The organism is Pyrodictium delaneyi (assembly GCF_001412615.1).
In the GTDB taxonomy this organism is placed as follows: domain Archaea; phylum Thermoproteota; class Thermoprotei_A; order Sulfolobales; family Pyrodictiaceae; genus Pyrodictium; species Pyrodictium delaneyi.
In genome coordinates this window covers 137,222-158,145 of the sequence record NZ_CP013011.1, presented here as the reverse complement: position 1 = coordinate 158,145, position 20,924 = coordinate 137,222, and the positions used below count along the sequence as shown (strand labels likewise).

The 20,924-nt window shown below is 54.3% G+C and carries 19 protein-coding genes and 1 tRNA gene; 7 read left to right on the top strand and 13 right to left on the bottom strand.

Annotation, left to right across the window (positions count from 1 at the left end; translation table 11 throughout):
- Window positions 1–73: 73 nt before the first annotated feature.
- Window positions 74–152 (top strand) — tRNA-Gly (locus tag Pyrde_RS00910).
- Between the two features lie 201 nt (window positions 153–353).
- On the opposite strand, the gene Pyrde_RS00905 is transcribed toward Pyrde_RS00910, so the two are convergent.
- Together Pyrde_RS00905 and Pyrde_RS00900 are read right to left on the bottom strand one after the other, a co-directional pair.
- Window positions 354–1,247, bottom strand: a complete 894-nt coding sequence (locus Pyrde_RS00905; protein WP_143522184.1) for a hypothetical protein — start codon at window positions 1,245–1,247, stop codon at window positions 354–356.
- A gap of 68 nt (window positions 1,248–1,315) precedes the next feature.
- Window positions 1,316–1,837 carry a hypothetical protein gene (locus tag Pyrde_RS00900; protein ID WP_143522183.1) on the bottom strand — a complete coding sequence of 174 codons (522 nt, stop codon included), beginning with the start codon at window positions 1,835–1,837 and terminating at the stop codon, window positions 1,316–1,318.
- Between the two features lie 113 nt (window positions 1,838–1,950).
- Here Pyrde_RS00900 and Pyrde_RS00895 point away from each other — a divergent pair, with 113 nt between their 5' ends.
- Window positions 1,951–2,640 carry an HAD-IB family phosphatase gene (locus Pyrde_RS00895; RefSeq protein WP_055407417.1) on the top strand — a complete coding sequence of 230 codons (690 nt, stop codon included), beginning with the start codon at window positions 1,951–1,953 and terminating at the stop codon, window positions 2,638–2,640.
- 28 nt (window positions 2,641–2,668) lie between these two features.
- Here Pyrde_RS00895 and Pyrde_RS00890 read toward each other — a convergent pair whose 3' ends face one another.
- From Pyrde_RS00890 to Pyrde_RS00880, 3 genes are all read right to left on the bottom strand, one after another.
- On the bottom strand, window positions 2,669–5,173 hold the full coding sequence (locus tag Pyrde_RS00890) for a clostripain-related cysteine peptidase (protein ID WP_197272692.1): 2,505 nt from the start codon (window positions 5,171–5,173) through the stop codon (window positions 2,669–2,671).
- A gap of 180 nt (window positions 5,174–5,353) precedes the next feature.
- Window positions 5,354–6,763, bottom strand: coding sequence for an MATE family efflux transporter (locus Pyrde_RS00885; protein ID WP_055407413.1), 1,410 nt, complete (start codon window positions 6,761–6,763; stop codon window positions 5,354–5,356).
- A 122-nt stretch (window positions 6,764–6,885) separates the two neighbouring features.
- Complete coding sequence (locus Pyrde_RS00880; RefSeq protein WP_055407411.1) at window positions 6,886–7,422, bottom strand: hypothetical protein; 537 nt, start codon at window positions 7,420–7,422, stop codon at window positions 6,886–6,888.
- A gap of 170 nt (window positions 7,423–7,592) precedes the next feature.
- Between Pyrde_RS00880 and Pyrde_RS00875 the strand changes: the two genes are divergently transcribed.
- A complete protein-coding gene (locus Pyrde_RS00875; protein WP_055407409.1) occupies window positions 7,593–8,768 on the top strand; it encodes an OBG GTPase family GTP-binding protein in 1,176 nt (391 codons plus the stop codon).
- Here Pyrde_RS00875 and Pyrde_RS00870 read toward each other — a convergent pair.
- The 3 genes from Pyrde_RS00870 to Pyrde_RS00860 all read right to left on the bottom strand — a co-directional run bounded on the left by Pyrde_RS00870 (window position 8,765) and on the right by Pyrde_RS00860 (window position 11,096).
- Window positions 8,765–9,313, bottom strand: a complete 549-nt coding sequence (locus tag Pyrde_RS00870; protein ID WP_055407407.1) for an ASCH domain-containing protein — start codon at window positions 9,311–9,313, stop codon at window positions 8,765–8,767. The genes Pyrde_RS00875 and Pyrde_RS00870 overlap by 4 nt on opposite strands.
- 69 nt (window positions 9,314–9,382) lie before the next feature.
- Window positions 9,383–10,057: an AmmeMemoRadiSam system protein A gene (gene amrA / locus Pyrde_RS00865; RefSeq protein ID WP_055407405.1), complete on the bottom strand. Its 675-nt coding sequence runs from the start codon at window positions 10,055–10,057 to the stop codon at window positions 9,383–9,385.
- A 43-nt stretch (window positions 10,058–10,100) separates the two neighbouring features.
- Window positions 10,101–11,096, bottom strand: coding sequence for an NAD-dependent epimerase/dehydratase family protein (locus tag Pyrde_RS00860; protein WP_082419372.1), 996 nt, complete (start codon window positions 11,094–11,096; stop codon window positions 10,101–10,103).
- 150 nt (window positions 11,097–11,246) lie between these two features.
- On the opposite strand from Pyrde_RS00860, the gene Pyrde_RS00855 reads away from it, so the two are divergent.
- Window positions 11,247–12,518 carry an RsmB/NOP family class I SAM-dependent RNA methyltransferase gene (locus Pyrde_RS00855; RefSeq protein ID WP_055407401.1) on the top strand — a complete coding sequence of 424 codons (1,272 nt, stop codon included), beginning with the start codon at window positions 11,247–11,249 and terminating at the stop codon, window positions 12,516–12,518.
- Here Pyrde_RS00855 and Pyrde_RS00850 read toward each other — a convergent pair.
- Both Pyrde_RS00850 and tmk read right to left on the bottom strand, forming a co-directional pair.
- Window positions 12,515–12,763 carry a FeoA family protein gene (locus tag Pyrde_RS00850; RefSeq protein WP_231656762.1) on the bottom strand — a complete coding sequence of 83 codons (249 nt, stop codon included), beginning with the start codon at window positions 12,761–12,763 and terminating at the stop codon, window positions 12,515–12,517. The genes Pyrde_RS00855 and Pyrde_RS00850 overlap by 4 nt on opposite strands.
- A gap of 94 nt (window positions 12,764–12,857) precedes the next feature.
- Entirely contained in the window at window positions 12,858–13,526 is a 669-nt protein-coding gene (tmk, locus tag Pyrde_RS00845) for a dTMP kinase (RefSeq protein WP_082419371.1), read from the bottom strand.
- 149 nt (window positions 13,527–13,675) lie between these two features.
- On the opposite strand from tmk, the gene Pyrde_RS00840 reads away from it, so the two are divergent.
- The 3 genes from Pyrde_RS00840 to rpl12p all read left to right on the top strand — a co-directional run bounded on the left by Pyrde_RS00840 (window position 13,676) and on the right by rpl12p (window position 15,756).
- Window positions 13,676–14,407 (top strand): flavodoxin family protein, encoded by a 732-nt coding sequence (locus tag Pyrde_RS00840; RefSeq protein ID WP_055407397.1) that lies wholly within the window; start codon window positions 13,676–13,678, stop codon window positions 14,405–14,407.
- Window positions 14,395–15,360, top strand: a complete 966-nt coding sequence (locus tag Pyrde_RS00835; RefSeq protein ID WP_082419370.1) for an isoaspartyl peptidase/L-asparaginase — start codon at window positions 14,395–14,397, stop codon at window positions 15,358–15,360. Before Pyrde_RS00840 ends, Pyrde_RS00835 begins: the two co-directional genes overlap by 13 nt.
- A 69-nt stretch (window positions 15,361–15,429) precedes the next feature.
- The gene (gene rpl12p, locus Pyrde_RS00830; RefSeq protein WP_055407393.1) at window positions 15,430–15,756 is read left to right on the top strand and encodes a 50S ribosomal protein P1; all 327 of its coding nucleotides are present in this window, start codon (window positions 15,430–15,432) and stop codon (window positions 15,754–15,756) included.
- A 33-nt stretch (window positions 15,757–15,789) separates the two neighbouring features.
- On the opposite strand, the gene Pyrde_RS00825 is transcribed toward rpl12p, so the two are convergent.
- The 3 genes from Pyrde_RS00825 to Pyrde_RS00815 form a co-directional block, all read right to left on the bottom strand.
- Complete coding sequence (locus Pyrde_RS00825; protein ID WP_055407392.1) at window positions 15,790–16,587, bottom strand: hypothetical protein; 798 nt, start codon at window positions 16,585–16,587, stop codon at window positions 15,790–15,792.
- Between the two features lie 359 nt (window positions 16,588–16,946).
- The gene (locus Pyrde_RS00820; protein WP_088172001.1) at window positions 16,947–18,299 is read right to left on the bottom strand and encodes a RuvB-like helicase; all 1,353 of its coding nucleotides are present in this window, start codon (window positions 18,297–18,299) and stop codon (window positions 16,947–16,949) included.
- Between the two features lie 175 nt (window positions 18,300–18,474).
- A complete protein-coding gene (locus Pyrde_RS00815) occupies window positions 18,475–20,718 on the bottom strand; it encodes a DEAD/DEAH box helicase (protein WP_055407388.1) in 2,244 nt (747 codons plus the stop codon).
- Window positions 20,719–20,924 lie beyond the last annotated feature (206 nt).

Below are 20,924 nucleotides of genomic sequence, written 5' to 3'. Positions count from 1 at the left end.
CTATAAAACCCGGAGCCAGCGACGAGAGAAACCAATGGAGCGGCCGGGCCAAACACTGCGGGCCCAGCAGGGCGCGGCGGTCGTCTAGCCTGGACTAGGACGCCGGCCTCCCAAGCCGGTGATCCCGGGTTCAAATCCCGGCCGCCGCACCACATTCCTCCTTCAGATCTTTGTCGGCTGAGTATCCTGCTCCACTTAGATCCACTACATTATCATATACCATGTCGCAACTGCGAAGTTAATAATGTTAATAATGTGATACACCTGCTAAGGAGTACCCCATGCCCCCGATTGGATGGCCATTGTGTTACCTCTTTTAGACAAGGGTGATGGCATATACTGTAGGTGAGAGCTTATACCTCCTCGGCTTCTCTACGTAATAGTGCTCCCTTGTCTGATGCTTGTAGCTCTACTAGTTCTGGCCGGCAGCCCTGGGCTGCTTCTAGTATCGCTGCCGCCCGCTCGGCTGGTCCGGGTTCCTCTGCGAGGACTACGAGTACGCCGGTGTAGGGGTCTAGGCCTGCGGCTACCGCGCCTGCTTCGAGGGCTTCTCGGCGGGCTCGCTTCACCGGCTCGGGGGCAGCGTAGTCCCATGGGCTCTCTTGCGCCATTAGCTTTGCTAGGCGGGTATTCCAGCCCTCTGTCGCGGCTGCTGCTAGTAGGGTTGCTGCTGCCTGGCTTAGCTGGAGCAGCTTGTCTGCTGTGACGAGGACTGGTGGCTCGGGTAGGGGCTTGCAGGGCTTGGCTACGTATATCCGCCAGCTCGGGGGCTTGACCGGGTGGCGCGCGTAGTAGGGTGGCTGCTCGCTGCCGGAGGCTAGGCCGCCTAGGAGGGCTGCGGCTGTTAGTGCGGCGCGGGGCCTGCCGGAGGCTATTGCTACGGCGCGGTTTAGCACCCGGGCTAGCTCCTGGGGGCCGGGCTCGACCCCGAGGAGTTCTATGAGTGCTGCCGCTGTGGCTGCTGCGGCTGAGGAGATAGGGCTTATCGACGGGTTTTCTAGCTCGAGCATGACGCGTAGCTGGGCTTCTTCGCCTAGGGCTTCGAGGAGTAGCCTCGCGGTCTCGTAGGCTGCGCGTAGAGCCGGGCCCTGGGGGCCCCGGGTCTCTACCGCGATGCCCTCGTCGGAGAGCTGTTCGAGGGTGACCGTGGCTTGTACTTTGTTGGCTGCAATTGCTGTTACCCCGGAGAGGCTTCCGGGGAGGCTCACAACCACTGGGGCTGAGGAGCGGGATGCACGGGTAGACATGGGGTTGATTCCTCCACTAGTATGATAGGTATTAGTCTGCGGAGGGATTAATACTCGGTGCCACAGCCCTACGAGGCCTGCATGAAGCTAGACTCCACGAGCTTGACTACTAGCCGGTAGAGGCCACTGATGCTCGCTGTTAGGCTGCGTAGCCACCCGTTTTCGGGGCTCCACGAGGCCTCGACTACTAGCTCCGCCCCCATCATGTTGAGGGTGAGCCTCATGACTCCTCCGTCGGGCAGGCTAGTTGGCTCTACGTAGAGTAGTCCCGCCCCTGAGCCCAGCATTAGCGTCCTAGCCAGGTTTGCTTTATTATCGCGTGGTATAGTGTATCTACCTTCTAGCCCTCCTACAATCAGTCTAGCTAGGGGGTCATGCAGGCCTTGAGCCTCAAGCACCCTGGTCTCCACTAGGATGCTCTGCTCATCAGAGCCGAGGATGTCTACTCTCACGCGCATTCTTAGCCCAGTGCTCGTCTCGACTTGGTATACAGCGTAGTCGCCGGGCACTGGCGTAGCAGGCTCGTCCGAGACTGCTGGCGTCTGGGCTAGGGCGAGAATGAGAACCAGGACGGTCAACAGAGGGTTCATAGCCGCTATGCGCCTCCCCGGAGAAGGAGCCCCGGGACTTCCTCCTTGATACGCTTAGCGGCAGCCTCATAGAGCAGTACGCCTGGGTGCAGAGGCCTAGAGGGGCTAGTGGGTTGCATGATCCGGGCCGGTGCCGTATAAGACTCGTAGCCTTCGACGTGGACGGGGTAATCGTGCCTATACGTAGCAGCTGGGGTTATCTTCACGAGCGCGTCGGCACCACCGCTGAGAGCAGCCTAAACTATCGGTTGTTCATGGAGGGCAGGATAGGCTACTGGGAGTGGATGTTCCTCGACACGCTTGCATGGGTAGAAGCAGTACCCGGCATAACTCGGTGGGACCTCGAGCAGCTATTCTCCGAGGTCCCTATCAACCGCGACGCCTACGAGGCTATACACATCCTCAGAGAAGCCGGAATAGAGTCCGCCCTTGTCAGCGGCGGCGTAGACGTCCTTGTCTCGCGCGTCGCGAGGGAGCTCGGCATCCGCTACTGGGTCTCACCAGTACTATCCTTCGACCCCTGGGGCCGCCTCGTCCCTGGGGGCGAGCCACGGCTAGAAGCCGACCGCAAGGACCGCGCAGTACTGTCCCTAGCGCGCCGGCTAGGCTACAGTATGAGAGAGGTAGCCTTCGTAGGCGATAGCTACTGGGACCTCCGAGGCATGAGGGAGGCGTGCCTAGCCATAGCAGTGAACCCGCACGACGAGCGTGTCGTCAAGGAGGCCGACTACGTGGCAAAAGACCTACTCGATGCCGCCTACTTCATATTAGAGCACTCCTACACGTGGAAGAGAAGAGGGTAGAGGATCCAAGAGACAGGGCCCGGGACCTCTACGTTGTGCTGTACAATAGTTCCTCGGCGAAGTTGCCCGCGAGGTCTACCGCAACGAGGTAGACATCTAGCCCCGCGCCCAGGTCGCTTGGGGCTACCTGCTCTAGCCGGAGGCCTTCTACCGGGAGGAACCCGCTCGTATGACTCCAGCCCATAGGCGTCAATAGCAGCGGAAGGAACTCAGAGGTCTCAGTCAGCTCTACCAGTAGCGCGTTTTCCGCATCTACCACGTAGAGCGGTTCTCCCGTGGACAAGTTGAAGAACATGACCGCCGGGACTGCATAGTCTAGCGGACCGCCCCGGTATATACCAGGTACTATGCCTAGCCCCGTAGCCGTGTCAATCACCACCGTCGAGGGATACACGGTCCCACTAAATACAAGCTGGTACACAGCGCCACTCCACACATAGCTCGACTCTGAGCCGTTCAACCACACCGGTATATACTCGTCTCCAATCTCTATACCGGTACTAGGCGCGAGCAACACTATACTGAGTGTAGCATTGTCTCTACTATCCCGTATCTCTAGATACAAGTTCGAGACATCCTGCGACTCCACTTTAACATTCACTTCCATTCCTTCAGGGGTCTCGACGACGTTCGCAGAGGCGCGCGGCGGCTCATGGTCTTGCAGGAGTATTGTATCGACCTTGTCTACTAGACTGCTCCATGGAGTCGCGAGGGCCTCCCACAGCGTCTTGTTATACAGTTCTGCTGTCATTGAATAGAGCGACTCACGGCCTATAGCTGAGAGCCCGAGCACCTCCGGCGACTCCGTACCAACGTAGCTGGCTATCACAGCGTTCTCTAACACTCCCATTAGCTGCTCTATTACGCCTCTTGTATACTGGGTTGCCAGTTGCTCTGCTATAGCGAGGGCGTTGTAGAGGTCTATGTAGCCGTATTGTGCTACACCCATTAGGAATAGCATGTACTGGTCGGAGAGCGGGTACATCACTGCTGCATCCATGGCGCGGGCTAGAGCCCAGACGTCCTCCGGCGTATAGGTGTGGTAGGAAAGGGCTGCTATAGCCTCGTTCACGCTCTGTAGAGATGTTAGGTTTAGCGCTATGAGTGTGGCCGGCATATTGTATTCAGTCAGACTCTCGCCGTAGAGCTGCACTATTCTTGCAGCTACCTCGGCTACGTCTGCATCAGGGTTCGCCGCTATGTACCCCAGTATATCCTTGTAGGGCCAACCCTCTACCGGCTCAGTGTCAGCCGAGGCTACCATCACCTTGCCAACCGACTGGAGGTAGTAGGCCACCTCATAGCCTCCCATGAGACATGCATCAAACCCTATAATGTCTATGTCGAGGCCACGGAGTGCATTAGCAATCTCAACAACGTCCATAGTCTTGTTGCCAAGGCTAGAATCCATGTCTACCGCGAACCCGCCTAGTATACCGGCACCATGATTCCAGAGAATAAGCAAGATGTGTTCAGCTGGAAACATAGCAGTCATGTTTTCTACGAACCAGCGTAATAAGCGCGGGTCGTTAGTACTCTGTTCGCCCAGGTCGAAAAGTAGCCGCGACCCTATAGTATCCGGGTCGTTATCCCTTGTAACTAGGTATACACGGGTGCCTGTCCAACCTCCATTACTGTCGTCAAAGCCCCTAGCCCTGTCTACGAGTACTACGACTGCCACGTCGCTGGTCGAGCCTACTTCCTCCATCTCGTTGATATCCTTTATCGCGTAGTGTTCTAGATTGTTGTCAGCAGCCATGTAGACTAGTATAAGCCACTTAAACATCTTCGTTGTAGTCTCGTTAGCGACAGCTGTAGTGGTGGATCCACCACCGGTTATAGTAGCGTTAGCGGACTCGAGGGCCTCTACGCGCTCTACCAGGTCTTTGGCCACGTTTTGGAGTGTCGCAACTGCCTGCTCGAGGCTGGACAATAGAGACTGGATAACTGATAACTGGTTTTCGAGGTCCGTGATTTTTCCGGCATTTTCGCCAGCCTGTTCCTCCAGTCTTGCTACCTCTTGTTCTAGGTTGTCAAGTCTTTTTGCAAGGTCGGTGATCTGTCTCTCTAGTTCTGAGAGCTTTTGATATATGTTGTTAATCCTTTCAGAGGACACTCTATCAGAATTCTCTAGCTCGATTACTTTCTCTTGGAGTACCTCTACCTGGTTTCTCATAGCCGTTATGGTTTCAGCGAGTCTGTATACTTGTTTGCTTATACCAGCCAATGCTGCTTCTAAGCTGTTCTTTACTTCTTCTATTGAGGCTCGCATATCTTCATTCACATTGTATATATTATTCTCTAGTTCTGCGAGCTTCTCGTCTATCTTCTTAATATGTGTCGTCATTTCTTCGAGCTTCCAAAATACTTCTCCCATGCTGTTATTGAGGTACTTGTTTGCTTCCTCGATATTGGTAACACGTATAGATAGAACCTCTACATTCTTATAGAGAGTGTAGCTGATTGACGCTATGGATAAGAGTGCTACAAGAGCAAATGCGAGTGCAAGGAAGGATGCACGCGCTGTGTTCAACCTAGCTACACCCTTCATTACTAAACTACGTGGCTTATTCTAAGGTAAGAACTAGCAGTATCTCGTTATTAGATATATTGCAGTCAACCTCTACGCAATGACAGCTTCTATTTTGTTAGTTATATATTGCCTTGCTGCATTAATCCATCTTATTAGCACATGAGCATTGTATTGTTGTAATCACTTGCCGCCTATGCCTGGTGTTGCGACGGTTTTTGTTTCTTCTATTACTGCTCTGGCCCAGTCTCTTCGTGCAAGCCAGGCTACTGCTAGAACTCCTGTCACATAGTTGCTAAGGGCCATACCTGTCCAGAGTCCACGGTCGCCAAGTCCTAGGCGGTATGCGAGCAACCATGATAATGGTATCCGGAACAACCAGAGTCTAGCTATGCCTAGCAGCGACAGGAATACCGTGTGCCCACTTGACCTCGCTACAACGTTCGCTAGCATGAACATGTTGAAGCCTATGATGCTGGGCGCAAATATTGTCAGCATGTTTCTTGCTGCTGCCACTACTTGAGGGTCAGTAGTGAATAGAGATATGAACCAGTCACGTAGGAGTAGAAGGAAAGCTATGTAGACTAGGGTTGCGCCGGATATGATTAACCCCCCAGTTAGTACTGTGCTGCGGCTCCGCCGGGTCATACCAGCCCCAAGGCTTTGAGCTACAACGATACCCGTGGCGCGCACCATCGGCATTACTATCACGTGGTCTATGTTTAGTATCACTTGGCCTATAGAGTAGGCCGCTACTACCGGGGTTGAAAGCCCGGAGATTATCCTGACCATGAATACGAAGCCTAGATTCGTGCCAAGCCTCTGGGCTACGAGCGGCCCAGAGACCCTAGCAATTGTCGGTAGGAGGTTCTTCTCGGGCACGAGGTCCTTCAGCCTTATGTGGTAACCGTGCCGTCCTGTAGCGAAGCTGTACACCGCGTAGCTAGCCGAGAGAGCGTTCGCTGCAGCTGTGGCAAGCGCTGCACCAAGCACGCCCATGTTGGCCCAGAAGATAAGCACGGGATCGAGTACTGCGTTCGTCAGGGTCGAGGCTATGCTTATCTTTGTGGGTGTCCTCGTGTTCCCTGCTGCTCCTAGGGCGAAAGTGAATACTAGGTATATGTATGTCAGCGGTATCGTTAGCACTGTCACCGTTATGTATACTGCTGCGAGCGGGCGTATATCCGCGGGGACATTCATGGCTTCCAAGTATAGGTTGAGGCCAGCGACGAGAACTAATGAGGCTGGTATGCCGAAGGCCAGTAGGATGCCGAGAACGCTTCCCACGACACGTGAAGCTCTGTCAAAGCGCCTAGCGCCTATATACTGGCCTGCTAGGGCTGAGATCGAGCTAGCTAAGCCAAATCCTATGCTCCCGAGTATACCGCGGTAGGGCCACGACACAATGGGCGTGCCGAGAGCTGCGCTACCCAACCGTGATAACCAGAACGTATCTACAATCTGGTATAGGGCCTCAACGCTTCCAGACACTATGAGGGGCGCTGCTAGCCATAGGAGCAGCCTGGATAAGCTCTCCGTATAGAGTACGCGCTCACGGAGCCTAGAGAGATCGTCACTCCTATCTCTACTCATGTCCGTCCATAACCTCGTCGTCTACAGGGACTAACCTTAGAGCTAGGCCGAGACGGCATAAAGGACTAAGCACGAATAACCATTGTGGTGTAGCTCACACTATCTTATCATTTCCCTCGCTACTAGCTCTGTGTCATGTTAGCCTCTGTGGTATTCGTGGTGTTGCTCTGAGGTAATGGTGACGCTATAACACTCTTGACGAAATCCTCTACTAGTGTCGCGTTCTTGGGCAGTAAGAAGGCTCCCGCGCTACCCGCGTATAGCAGTGTAGCATTGCTGGGTACCCGAGGCAGCATCTGTGATGCTATTTGATAGACTACTTCACCAACACCTTCGACTCCATTCGCGAATAGCACTAGTACAGGCTCATCATTGTCAAATAACACTATAGACATTAGCTTTGAAGTGGTATTGGTATCTACTGGCTCGACCCGGTACTCCTTGACGCCGAGGCGTTCAGCCACATCCTTAGCTACCTGCATTGCTTGCTGCTCCATGCCTGGAGGCGCAAATACAACAACACTATAGTGATGCGCATTGCCCCGGAATATACCTAGTAATGCTGGTGAGAATATCGCTATAAGCTCAAGGAAGAGGATTACTATGAAGAGGCCAGCCATGGCTATTGCTATAGCTTTCCTGCGCTGCCGGCGTGCCATAGCTTGTCTACCACCAGGTTTCCGCGCCGGGAGGGTTGTACTCTTATCTCTCTATAAACTCTCTGGGGAGCCATAGCCTCCTAAACGTCAGAGGATATAGGCCTCTAACAGCCTTAGGATGTACCGGCTAGGATCAAGGGCGCGGGGATAGAGGGGAGGGTAGCACAGCTATGCCAGCCAATCTGCCGCCAGAGGCGCAAGCTAAGCTGGCAAAGTACTCTGAGGCCAAGACCATTGAGGAGAAGATACAAGCGTTGGAGGAGTTCCTCTCGGCTGTTCCAAAGCATAAGGGCGTGGAGAATCTTCTACTGTGGGCTAAGCGACGCCTTGCAGAGCTGCGTGAGGAGCTAGAGGAGCAGAAGAGGAAGAGAAAGGGTGGCGGCGGGCCACGAATATTCATCGAGAAGGAGGGGGCCGCCCAGATAGCTGTCATAGGGCCGCCTAATGCAGGGAAGAGCCTGTTGGTACACAGGCTTACTGGGGCGCGTACACGTGTAGCCGACTATCCGTTTGCTACTACTCTCCCCGTTCCCGGCATGCTGCCTTACAAGGATATCTACTTCCAGCTAGTGGACACGCCTCCGCTCTCCGAGGATGCACCCCAGTATATACCCCGTATAGCCGGTATAGCGCGTAACGCTGACGCTGTGATTATAGTGGTGAGCCTTGAGGAGGACGCACTAGAGCAGTACAAGCGAGTACGAGACATCCTAGCAGAGCATGGTGTGTTCATAGAGAAGCCCCGGGGCACAGTGCGCATAGAGAAGGGAGGTGAACACGGCGTACAAGTGTTGGGCACCGGTAGGATCGTGGATGGTACCGTGAAGGATGTTGAAAGGATTCTAGCTCGCTACCGGATATACAGGGCGAAGGTCTACGTAGAGGGCGAAGTCACGCTCGACGATATCGAGATGGCTGTGCTCAGGAGCAGCGTCTACCGACCCACCATAGTCCTAGCCAACAAGGCCGACGTACCCGGCGCTGCTGAGAGGTACCGCCGGCTCTACGAGTACCTGGCAGAGAAGCGCGAGAAGAGTGTCTGGCTACTACCAGTCTCGGCGCGGACGGGCTATAACCTTGACAAACTAGGCGAGCTACTGTTCCGCCGCCTTGACATAATCAGAGTCTACACTAAAAGGCCTAACAGCGAGCCTAGCAAGACACCTGTAGTACTACGACGCGGAGCCACGGTAAGGGATCTCGCAACAAAGATACATAGCGACCTGCTAGAATACTTCGAGTACGCCAAGGTGTGGGGACCCTCAGCCAAGTATCCTGGAGAGAGAGTCGGCCTAGACCACGTGCTAGAGGACGGCGATATAGTAGAGATACACTCGCGCCGCTAAGCCTCTAGAAGCGTCTCTTCCGCCTCGTAGTCCGGCTCGAGGCCGGCTAGGCGGCGGAGCCTGCGTATTATGAGCTCGTAGACAGGCTCGCCCTCGCGCAGCTGCTTGTAGCTCAGCGGTGGGTTCCAGCCCGGGATAACCCTGCGTATCTCCTCCAATGTGACCCGCCGGGGGTAGAGAACCGGGTTCTGGACCTCGAGCGCCATAGCCCGCTGGGCGCCCCGTATATAGTGCCACGCATCACCGCCTACGCCAGAGTTTGGCTGCTCCATTACTCTGCGCCATACTTGCTCTGCCGTACCCTCTATGACGTTGCCAACCGTGAACTCGCCTATAATCGCCCTAACATTTCCCGATGCATAAACAACCATTACTGCGCCTTCTGGTATCCTGCCAGCCGCGTTACGACGTAGCTCAAACTTCTTCCGCGAGCGGAATATCTGATAAGCATAGACCGGCCGTATTGATATGAGATACAGCTCTGCACCCTCTACTGTGAGGGCTGGAGGCGCTACTACTTGTTGCCGGCGCTGCCTCCTAGCCAATACTCTGCCACCAGAGAAGAGCTAGCGCTCCGACCGACCCCTATATTCTCCGAGGGGATCCGGAGACAGCTACCCGCGAAGATAACGCTGCAGTAACTGCTGATACTCCTCTGCTAGGTCGCGCTCCTCTATCTCGCCCAGGGGTATTTTCTCACGCCATGCACGACCACTGAATCTGTAGAACTCCGTTTCGGGGTCGAGCCAACAGCTAGGTGGCATACCAGCCTTAACACATGTCTCTGCGAGAAATGTCTCCTCATCCCAGAGATACTCTACCGGCACTTCTGGTAAGAGCAGACCCTGGAAGAATCCACGCCTCGCCACTAGACCGTGGCGGCCTATCGTGAAGCTGCCTGGTCTTTTAGCGGGCTCACGGGGTAGCCGCTCTAGAGGGCCTAGGACGCTGACCTCGAAAGTCACCCTGGCTAACTCATCTTGATTGAGGGGAGGAAACCTAGGGTCATTAAACGCAGCCTCTATTGCTACGTCTATTACTGTCTCGACTAGACTCTTTACGGGCTGTACATAACCTATACATCCCCGTAGTTCTCGAGACTCCGGGCCATAGTATGTAGTTATTGTTACAAAAGCTGCTCCTGGCCGGAGAAGCTTAGGCGGGGCATCACTGGGGACAGGCATTCTTTTACCATGCCGGAAGTAGTATTCTACGCTCTGCCGCGCTAGTTTAACCAGATAGGCACCTTCCCCGTAGCTTAGTTCCTCTGGACGAACCTGCTCCCGCAAGGCTTCACCGTCCTCTCTACTACTTGTCTCTACCAGCTAGACTCTAATGCTTCTTCCCCATGTAATTTTTGAGCCATTCAGCTGCTTCACGTACTGCCTCGTCGATGTTACGCCATTCCATGCCAAAAACCTCCAGTGCGCGAGGCTTGAAGACAAAGTGCTGCTGGGCACTATACTCTGCTAGCACCTTGAAGAAGCTAGGCATTTTACCGCGAGGAGGCCGGGGCACAGGAAGAGGAATATAATGTTTGACGCCTAGATGGCGGAGCAGCATCTCATGTAGTTCACCTAAATCACCACGCCACGGCGTGGCATAGAACCAGCCACAGAGCTTGTCCCCCATACGGTCTCGTAGTATTCTCGAGGCCACCGCGATGTCGCGTGCAGGGGTGGCATGTAGGATGGGGCCACCCCGGAGCCTTATGTGTAGCTTGGCGAGCCGGTATAGAAGACGCCACTCCTCGTGATAGCACCAGCGTCCCACAAGAAGACCTGGCCGGAGTATTGCAACGCTTAGCCTAGTACGCCGACATATGTTCATTACGTTGCGTTCACCCTCCATCTTGGATCTACTGTGCGGGCCAACAGGACGACAGCCTTTGAGATGTTGGTGTTCCTCGGCTACGTGATTGTTTTCTGCACAGTCGCCAGCATCGCCTACAGCAAGCGTGTTACTAATGTAAACGTACAGTGTATTACTGCAACGACGGGCTAATGCTTCAGCCCACTTTTTAGGTATAATTGCATTTGCTTCCATTAGTTCCTCCGGTCTTCCCGTCAACTTACCTACAGCCATGTAGGCTATGTCCGGGCATCCTATGCTATCAATGCTTCCTTGTATGTCTGCTGGATCTTGGAGAGTAGACGTTAGGAGCACCTTTTCCGCCAATTGCTTGAGTTCGTCAAATAGTCTACGACGGCGTTGTGCACTAGATTTCCTAGCTGCAATGTACACAACATCGCCTCCACTACTATGTTCAAAGGCAAGATTGTAGCCTAGATAGCCTATACCGCCGATGATCAATACACGATAGCCCATATCATGCGCCCCTTTCTGGACAAGCTCCTCGGCTCATGTACAGTCACTAGTTTTCTGAAATTCCCCGAGTGAGCATCAACGTGTGACTGGACTGGGTATTATGCTGATAGGGGGCTGCTATCTTCGCTATAACAGCCTACACGGGGATGAGTGCTGCAGAGCGTCGAACATGTCTGTGCAATGGTACTCAGCCGAGTCGAGGCTAAACTCTATTCGCTACGCTATGTAGTAGAGGCGCTCCGTCCGAGGGTTCCCCGTGGTCTTCTCAACGCATTATGCCTGGGTGTTCTCCGCAATTATCGGCTTCTCGGACGTGGACTCCGCTACTGTGGCTATCGCGGCCAGCTGCGTGGTCGCCCCGAAGGCTGGCTTCCGTTAGTAGGAGCGTATGAGGCGATGTTCCGACGCGACGTTGTGCCGTCTGATCGTATCGTAGAATCAACGAGACTTCCTCGAAGCATAGTAGAGTGCCTTCGAGAAACTGAGCCAAAAGATATAGTCTCCGGGCTAAAGGGGTCGGAGAAGCTCTCAGTGCTCTATAGTCTGCCGCTCTGGGTGGTAGAGAAACTTTCAGAATTAGACCCCCCTGGAGGCATCGAAGCACTTCTCCGGAGCCTCCAGGAGCCAACACCAATGTGGATACGGTTCAACCGTAGAAGACTCGCTCTAGACCAGGCTCTCGAGCTATTGTCTAGAGCTGGGATACGCGCAAGACCAGACCCTGTACTTGATGATGTAGTCGAGGCTGTCGAGGTGGAGCCCGGCGCACCTTCACGACTAGACCCAGAACTCTTCTATATACAGGATAGGGCTGCAACACTCGCAGCTCATGTCATCGGAGACCCTGGAGATACTGTTCTCGACGCCTTCAGTGCTCCGGGGAATAAGCTGGCCCACGTTATGTGGAGGAACGGATCTAGGGTCGCGGTAGCTGTGGAGATATCACCACGTCGTCTCATGGATGAGAAGCGTCTCCTCAGAAGACAGGGCGTGGCGATAGTCGATCTTGTAGCCGGTGACGCTACGAGGCCGCCATTGAGACAGAGCGTTGCTACAGCTGCCATCGTAGATCCCGACTGTACCAGCATGGGCCGGCTAGGTCATAGTCCGGAGACCCGGTTATTCCTTGAGCGTGCAGGGCCCGGTATAGTGGAAAGGCTCCAGCAGCTCCAGAAGAACGGTCTACGTGCTATTCTTCAATCCGTTAGGCCTGGCTCGAAGGTAGTCTATATGACGTGTACTCTTACACGCGAGGAGAACGAGGATGTAGTTAGAACTGTTGTTGAGGAGGGGCTAGCAGAACTGGAGAAAGCAGAGCCTCTCATAGGAGTTTGGAGTACATGGCTTCCTCTTGCCCAGCGCATGTATCCACATGTCTCGAGATCCACGGGGGGATTTGTGGCACTACTTCGCCGCGTTTAGAGCGGCTCAACGAGTATTTTTCGCGCCACACCACGGCCCAGCGCTAGCACAGTGCCCCTTACTCTCACGAGTATTGGTCCACCATAGCTTCCAACAACTTCTATAATAGTGCCTGGTGTAATACCCATCTCTATTATACGCCGGAGTGCCCTCGTACCAGCCTCAATACGTACTACCCGTCCCCGAGATCCTGGAGGCATAACATCAAGCGTTACCACGCCTCTGGGTCTGTCACTCTGTTTCAATACTGCAATACCCCCGATCTGTTGCAGTTTAATGAGACATGAGGGTCTCTACTGCGCTACGATAATTATTACTACAGTGCTAAAGACCAAGCCGCTATGTTTCGTTATACTCCCAGTACCTAAGCGCTGCAAGAACAACAGTTAAAATATCTCTTGAGACAGACTCCACCGGACGTTCACGCCCGTTTATACTACCCTTCACACGCACAACAAGAGGTATTATTCCTTTCACTAATTCTAGAACGTATTCATAGCGTCTAGCTAGGCCGCGTAGCGCTTGTAATCTTTCTGGTAACTCTCTACTACCCCGCCTTTTGCCAAGCCGGCAGTAGGCTATAACCGGGTCAACATCCAGGAAGATCAATATATCCGGCCGCATAGCATAGCGGTTAACCACGTATACCCATTCTGGAGACGCTGAGCCAGGAAATCCATCATAGCTCTGGTAGGCTAAGCTCGATACCCAACTCCTATCACTGATGGCTATGCATCCTCTGTCGAGACACTCCTCTATGCTATTACGCAGCATTAGTCTATCCGCAGCAAAGAGGAGTGAGAGAAGACGCTGGTCAAATGGACCTTGTGAAAGTATTTTACGAATGACAATACCAACATCACCTTTGCTTGGTTCCTCGAACAGGCACGTACAGTATCCCAACCTTTCCAGATTCTTGGCCAAAAGTCTGCTATGCGTAGTTGTGCCAGCACCATCGATTCCCTCTAGCACGATGTAAGCTCCACGATTCCCTACGTGTCCACACACGGCTTAGACCACCAGAGGGCACACTGTGAACTGTCTCTAGGCCGATGATTTCGCCACCTTTCCTTGGCTCAGCGTTTACCCACACTGATAGTGGCTGCGAGCTGCGTTGAATTAAGCCTCTAGGCTCCACAGTCACCGTGGGGAGTGTCATGGGCAGCGTGAAGGTTCTTGGGGTTAACGGCTCGCCGAGAAAGTATGGCAATACCTTCAAGATGCTATGGCTAGCATTACGGGGGGCTGATGACTTAGGAGCCGAGACCAGACTTATACATCTCTACGACTACCATCTAGAGCCATGTATGGCTTGTTACTCTGACAACCTCTATGAGTGCCATTTCCCGAAAGCATGCCCGCTCTACGAGCGGGGTGACAAGTTTAGAGAGCTTGCTGAGGCTGTACTCTGGGCGGATGCTATTGTATTTGCTACTCCCGTCTACTGGTTCATGGCCTCTGGGAAGCTGAAGACATTCATAGACAGGCTTACTGCCCTCGAAAACATGATATACCATACTGGGCGGAGCCTGCTCGACGGCAAGGTGGCGGGAGTTATAGCTGCTGGTGAGGAGGCTGGCGCTGCAAACGCCCTCTCGTGGATGCTGTTGACTCTCAACATGATGGGATTCCACGTGCCAGCTTGGGGTGCTGCCTACTACCACGGGAGAGGTGACGTACTAGAGAACGAACAGGCCACGCTCGACGCATACAACGTCGGTGTAGCTGTAGTCCGGCTCGTTAAGGCTCTCCGTGGCGAGCATGCTGGCAGCGAGCCCTGGTACCGGCTTGATGTACGGGAGCGCGTGGCAGATCTTGTAGAGGAACTCCGGAAGATTGCGGAGGAGGAGAAGGAGAAGGCGAGGGAGACGAGACCATGGCTTCTATAACTGTTTATGGGCCAGTCCGGCTCGGCGATCCTGCAGTCATTGTGCATGGTGGAGCTGGGGGCTGGCGTGGTATAAGCAGGATTGAGGAAGTTCTCGGTGCTGTTAGAGCCGGAGCTGCTGCAGGTCTTCATCACGCCAGGAAGGGTGTACTTGAGGCGGTTGTCGAAGCTGTCGCTGCATTAGAGGACAGTGGCGTACTTAATGCTGGTATTGGCAGCGTACTCACATATGATGGACGCGTGGAAATGGATGCTGGAGTTATGACTGACGCTACGCAGGCTGGCGGCGTTGCTGTGGTAACGTATCCACGTAATCCGGTGCGTCTAGCCGCGTATGTAGCGAGAGAGCTTCCTCACGTGCTGCTAGCTGGACCCGCTGCGGATGAACTCGCACAGCGGCTTGGGCTGGAGAAGCACCCAGGTCCCAGTCCACGTGCCCTTGAGCGATGGAAGACGCTTAGAGAGAAGCTGCGTAGCGGCGAAGGCCCCAGCTGGGCTCGAGTGATACATGAACTCTATGGCGACACTGTAGGGGCTGTTGTTCTATCTGCCGGAAGGCTTGCCGCATCAGCTAGTACCGGCGGCATAGTTCTGAAGCACGCAGGGCGTATAGGAGACTCGCCAGTACCTGGCGCCGGGTTTTACGTGGAGCGTGGCGTTGGAGGCTGCTCTGCGACGGGAATTGGTGAGACGATTCTCCTAGGACGCCCCTGTGTTTACGCTGTTGAGCTGATCGCGGAAGGTGTACCCGTCGAGGAGGCTGCACGAGCCGCTGTGGCCCGTCATACCCAACTCTTCGGCAGTGATAATTTAGGTATAATAGTTCTCGATGCAAAGGGTTATGCTGCTGCCGCTATGAATACCCAGGGTATGCCCATAGCTGTTGCAGGACAGCTTAAACCTAACGTGGAGCCTCTGATGCTGTGGGGAGGTGGCGGGGGAGCGGAAAGATAAAGAAACCCACCCGGGCCTGGAGGCGGGCTGGGTAAGAAAGCTTAGAGGATGGGCTGGAGGAGTCGCGCAATGGAGTACATCTACGCTAGCCTTGTGCTATATGCAGCTGGTAAGGAGATAAACGAGGAAAACCTCAAGAAGATACTCGAGGCCGCTGGCGTAGAGGTAGACGAGGCCCGCGTGAAGGCTGTAGTAGCTGCCCTCAAGAACATCAACATAGATGAGGTAGTGAAGTCCGCCACAGCTATGCCGGTAGCACCAGCTGCTGCACCAGCAGCGGCACCTGCTGCAGCCGAGGAGAAGAAGGAGGAAGAGGAAGAGAAGGCTGAGGAGAAGAAGGAGGAGGTAAGCGAGGAGCAGCTAGCAGCAGGCCTCGAGAGCCTCTTCGGCTTCTAAAGGGGCCCGCTGACTTACTAGGAGGATTTTAGGCTACGTGTTTTTGTTCAACTGGAATCTTTTCCTCTTCAATTCTTCCATTAATGCTTCTTTCGCCTCTTTCAGAGCTTGGCCTATGTACTCTGCATAATCTATTTTAGGTGGCTGTGTGTCGTCCCGAAGAAGACTCTCTTGGACTTCTATATAGACTCTATTGTGTATCTGTGGTAAACTTGTCGTGGAACCTATACCTTCAGCGAACACTTCAGGAAGCAGAGTACATGGCTTAATTATTTCCCAGTATATATATCCCGCAGTTGCATATGCAAAATCAGAGCCTTTTGAAGAGTAGTAATCAAGCATGGCCTTCTCCATAGCATCGAGTACGTAGAAGGAAGCTACAAAGCCAGGTAACCTTGCTGCTTGCTCCTCTATACTCAGTTCGCGGAGTTTTGACGCTAAAGGTCTCCCGAGGCGTACAGAGTAGGCTAGGACCCAGCCGGGTACAAAAATGCCCGGAGATAGGTCATGGAATAGCTTAACCACTAGAGTCTTTATTTCACCATTAAAGAAGGTTACCACTCCCATGTCGCGGCCTGCATGCTCCACAATTTCCTTTATTTCTGTACAGATGGGCTTACTTACGCTCTCTCTGCAGTAGTCCTCCCATATTAACCATAAGCTAGAGAGCCGAGTAACAGCTGCCGTGTATACTACGGCTAAGTCTAGGACATCCTTTTCCTGTACAGCTTGTATGACTTGTGTAAATTGCTCACTAGGAAGCTTAGCAATATCTTCTAAGAAGTTCTTAATGTATTCTGCATACTTACCATGCATCGAACTTATTACCATAACTGCACCATTCCCTCCCCACTTACGAGTAATACATTACAAGCAACATGCATGTTTTACGACTGAACCATACAATTACGTTACATTACATTTATCAGTAGCTCACTGTGCAAGTATGACTGACTAATAATACAATACTTTTAATGAGGATATTCCGCTAATTTCATACGTCTCTTCATGAGCTAGGTGTCTCGACTTTCTAAACCCCTCTTCAATACCACTCCCTATAAAGAGTGTTCGCTATCGATAGGTAGGATACGATACATCCCCGAACGAGCGTCGGCAAAGTAGTAGAATGAAAAGACAATAATTACTACTGAGTTATGTTAATGGAAGAAGGCTGAGCCATGGAAGTGCTCTTACTTTAGCAGCTTCTCTTCGTACTGCTGTATGTATTGCACGCTTTCCCGGAGGTCGACAAAGTACTTTGCAGCCTTTTTTACATCTTCTACGGTCACCTTGGTCCTGCCCTCGCGTTCTGCAAGTATACGTGCTGGCTCCATGAGCTGTACTGCATAGCGGAGACTACGCTCCACACCCAGTCTGGTTAGTTCTTCGAGAGCATCATCGCTGAGCGGTATCTCTTCCTCGTCAGCACGTATCTTTAGTATCTCACGTATCTCCTCAGCTGTGTAGGGTCTTGTCCTTATTATGAGGAGGCGGTCTAGCAGATCTAGCGGTATTCCATGCGGTGCTTCTATGTCGGTACCCCTTATCTTGGTCATGCCCCGGTTAGTCGCGAGTACTAGTATCGGGGCTAGCTCGCTCTCCATAGCTCTTGTCAGGAAGCTGAACGCCTCTATGTCGAGCATATGAGCATCGTCTATGAAGAGTACGCCGGGCACAAGCTCGGCACGGCCCTCGTTTACTAGCTTCTTTACCTCTTCGTCAACACGCTGGCGCACATCGCTTGGTATCTCTCTTGTTATTGGCATGCCTAGGAAACTTGCTACCGCCGCCCGCTGGGCTGCGTAAGCCACGTCTAGGTCGTGTAGTGTCAACATGTGGACTATCTCCTTGTCCTTCTTTACTGACCCGCTCGGCTTCTCTACGCATCTATATGCCGATATGTCATAGCGACTCTCACTACATAGACGGCCTACCTTGTGAACTTCACCTGTCTCGGCGTCTATCCATATCACGTCACCGCGGCGGACTCGTAGCTGGAGGAGTTGGACCGCTATCTCTTCACCTACGCGCAGCTTCAAGCTATCATCGGTAGTCTCTAGAACTATCTCTGCTTCACGGGGCACCTTCACGTAGGGGTTGAACGGGTGCTTCACGTAGGCTATGCGGAGCTGCTTAACTGCGCCCTCGTATACTGTTCTCCGTTCGCGGAACCTCACGCCTATTGACTTACGCAGAGCCTGCATGAGTACTTCCGTCTTCTTTAGCTCGCTACTGTATATCTCTGAACCACTCATGGCTACGAATGGTGTATCCTCGCCTAACTCCTTGGCTATGCCTACTGCTATGGCTGTCTTCCCGGTTCCGCTTGGACCTACTATCAATACACCACGACCAGCCATTTTGCCTTCACGTATCATTTGGACTACTATGCCTGCTGCTTCGCGTGCCTCTGTCTGGCCAACCATACCGTCAGCTACGAATTTGGCGTGACCGTTCTCGTCGAGGCCTAGCCCCCTGATGTGGCTGTGTGCGCCGACCCTTCTGGTCTCCTTTACTGGTTTTACCTCCTTTATTGCTGCCATACTCTTGGCACCCATTGGAACGCGGCTTCAACCCGCTTCTACAAAAAGCTTTCTCACCCGAGGCTGTGCCCCTAGGCATTGTCCCGTAGGGCTCGGTCAGCGAAGCACAGTCACAGCCCCTCGCCGCCCCTCCGAGGGGCTCAGACACTGGCGGTCTCCTCACAGCCGCAGAGAGTTATCCGCTGAGGTAGTCTAGTATACTCCTCTGCCCTCTCCGTCCATCAGCGCTGAGCTTCTCCTTGGAGACCCTATGCTCTCTACGTGCTGAGCGTTGTGCCTCAGCTAGTGCCTGGCGGGCACGCTCCTCGCCGAGGCCACGGAGGAGCTGAGCAAGCTGCTCGGGATTAAGCCCAGCCAGGTCGCTAGGGCTGCGATATCCTGCCTCGTAGAGGCGGCGTGCACGTACCCTGCCTATTCCTGGGAGCTTTACAAGCTCTACTAGCTCCTCCTGGACGCCATGCTTCACCATTACTGTCAGTTTGTCTAGGTAAGCTGCTGCGGGATGCCCAGTAACCCTAGCCAGCTGCGCCATGGAGTATACCAGCCATGCGGAAGTCTCTACCACACCACGGAGGTCGCCAGGATCTATCCCATACTTCGCTAGGATAACGTCCTCTGGCTTCTCCATCACCCAGTCTAGCAGCATATCAGCAGTATAGAGGGCTTCAGCTGCTACAGCTATATCGGCTTCACCTACTTCCTCGTAAGGGGTGAAGCCCAGGTCCTCTAGCAGCTGCTCGGCCTCCATCTCTAGAGCTAGGTGTAGCCCCCGGGGCGGCCTTATTCGCGTCGCATCGGGGCTCCACAGGGCTAGGAATAGGAGCCTCTCAAGCGGCGGCCGCTCGCTATGAAGCGCCTCTAGCCCACGTAGCATCCTATGCCCGGTAAGCGGGTCTATATAGAGCTCCGCCACCCGCCGCCCTGTCTCAGTTGCTTCCACCACGTCGCCGACACGGTCTATGAAGCCGTACTCGCTCAGAGTCCAGGATATCCTGTCTATCTCTTCGAGAGGTGGGCCTACTTGAACCGTATAGAGCGTCCTCTCGAAGACACGGGCTACCTCAGCTACCGTGGCCACGCCTAGGCTCGAGACTACTGCAAGCACTTGACTTCGCAGAGCTGCCTCAGAGACGAGCTTAGAGACTATGGGCTCAAGCTCGCCCTGCACGTAGCCTATGAGCGCCTCCCAGGCCTGCTCCTGGGTCCTCGCGATTATCACTGCCTCGCCTACCGGGTCAAGGCCCGGCCGGCCAGCACGGCCAGCGAGCTGCTTATACTCAGAGACCTTTATCGGCTCAGATCCCCTGCCCGGCCGGAAGCGGTAGAGGGTATCGACTACAACCCGCCGGGCAGGAAGATTGACCCCTGCCGCGAGCGTAGGCGTTGCTACTAGCACGCGTAGTACACGGGCACGGAATGCCTTCTCTACTACGTCTCTCTGGTAGCTAGCGAGTCCTGCATGGTGGAAGCCTATTCCCAGACTGAGTAGCCTAGCGAGCTTCTCGTTGAGTTCCCGGTGCTCCTGGCGCTCGCGTAGGATGCTGACATAGGGCCCCGCCGCGCCGCCAGGGTCTAGGAGGCGCCGTACCTCGCTATCGTTAGCTGCTGCCGCCGCTAGTTTCTCTGCCAGCTCTACAGCCTTCCGGCGCGAGTTCACGAATACTAGGGCTTGGCCTCCATCAGCTACAGCGTCGAGAGCAACGTCTAGGCTGTGGTTACGGGTACGCTTCTCTACCCTAGATTCTCCCCCATCACCCCACTCTATCACATAGTTGTTAAAGACGCCCTCGCGTAGCTCCACGGGACGCCAGTTGCTCTCGACAAGCCGGGCGCCAAGCCATGCCGCTATCTCTCCAGCATTGCTTATCGTGGCGCTTAGTGCTACAACTTGCATCCCATCGTTCATAGCCATTAACCGCGCTATTACTGTCTCAAGGACCGGGCCACGGCGTAGATCCCCTACATAGTGTATCTCGTCCACAATGAGGACGCAGACGTCTGCTAGCCAGCTAGCTCCATGGCGTAGGAGCGAGTCGAGCTTCTCATAGGTAACCATTACCGCGTCGGCCTCACCCAGCCAGGGCTCGACGCGGTCGTAATCACCAGTCGATACTGCGACCCGCCTACCTAGGCTCTCGAGTATACTACGCCACTCCTCAGCCCTCTCGTACACTAGGCTGCGGAGCGGGGCAGCGTAGACTACGCGGCACCTCTTACCCGGCTCCGCGAGGGCACGTAGACCAGCGAGGAGCGCTATGAGACTCTTACCCGAGCCCGTCGGCGACGCCACTACTATACTCTCACCGTTAAGGAGACCTGCCCGTACTGCCTCCTCCTGGGGCGGGAATAGCTCGCTGTAACCCCGCTCTAGGAGGACACGTTTAGCCTCTGTTGGCAGGGGTAGATCCTCTACACGCATCTAGATGCTTCACCACACACCGTGTACGATCAACACCGCAGAGGGGCTGCTCAGTCGCCGCTGAAGTCCTCACAGCCCCCCCGCCCCTCGGGGGCTCTGCCAGCCCCGGGCTCTCTCCTCGGGGCCACCTAGAGGTAACAGGGGTTGTCAGCACCGCAGCCCCGGGGATCCCGAGGAGGCGGCTTCCCCGGGAGGCCTCTCTTGTA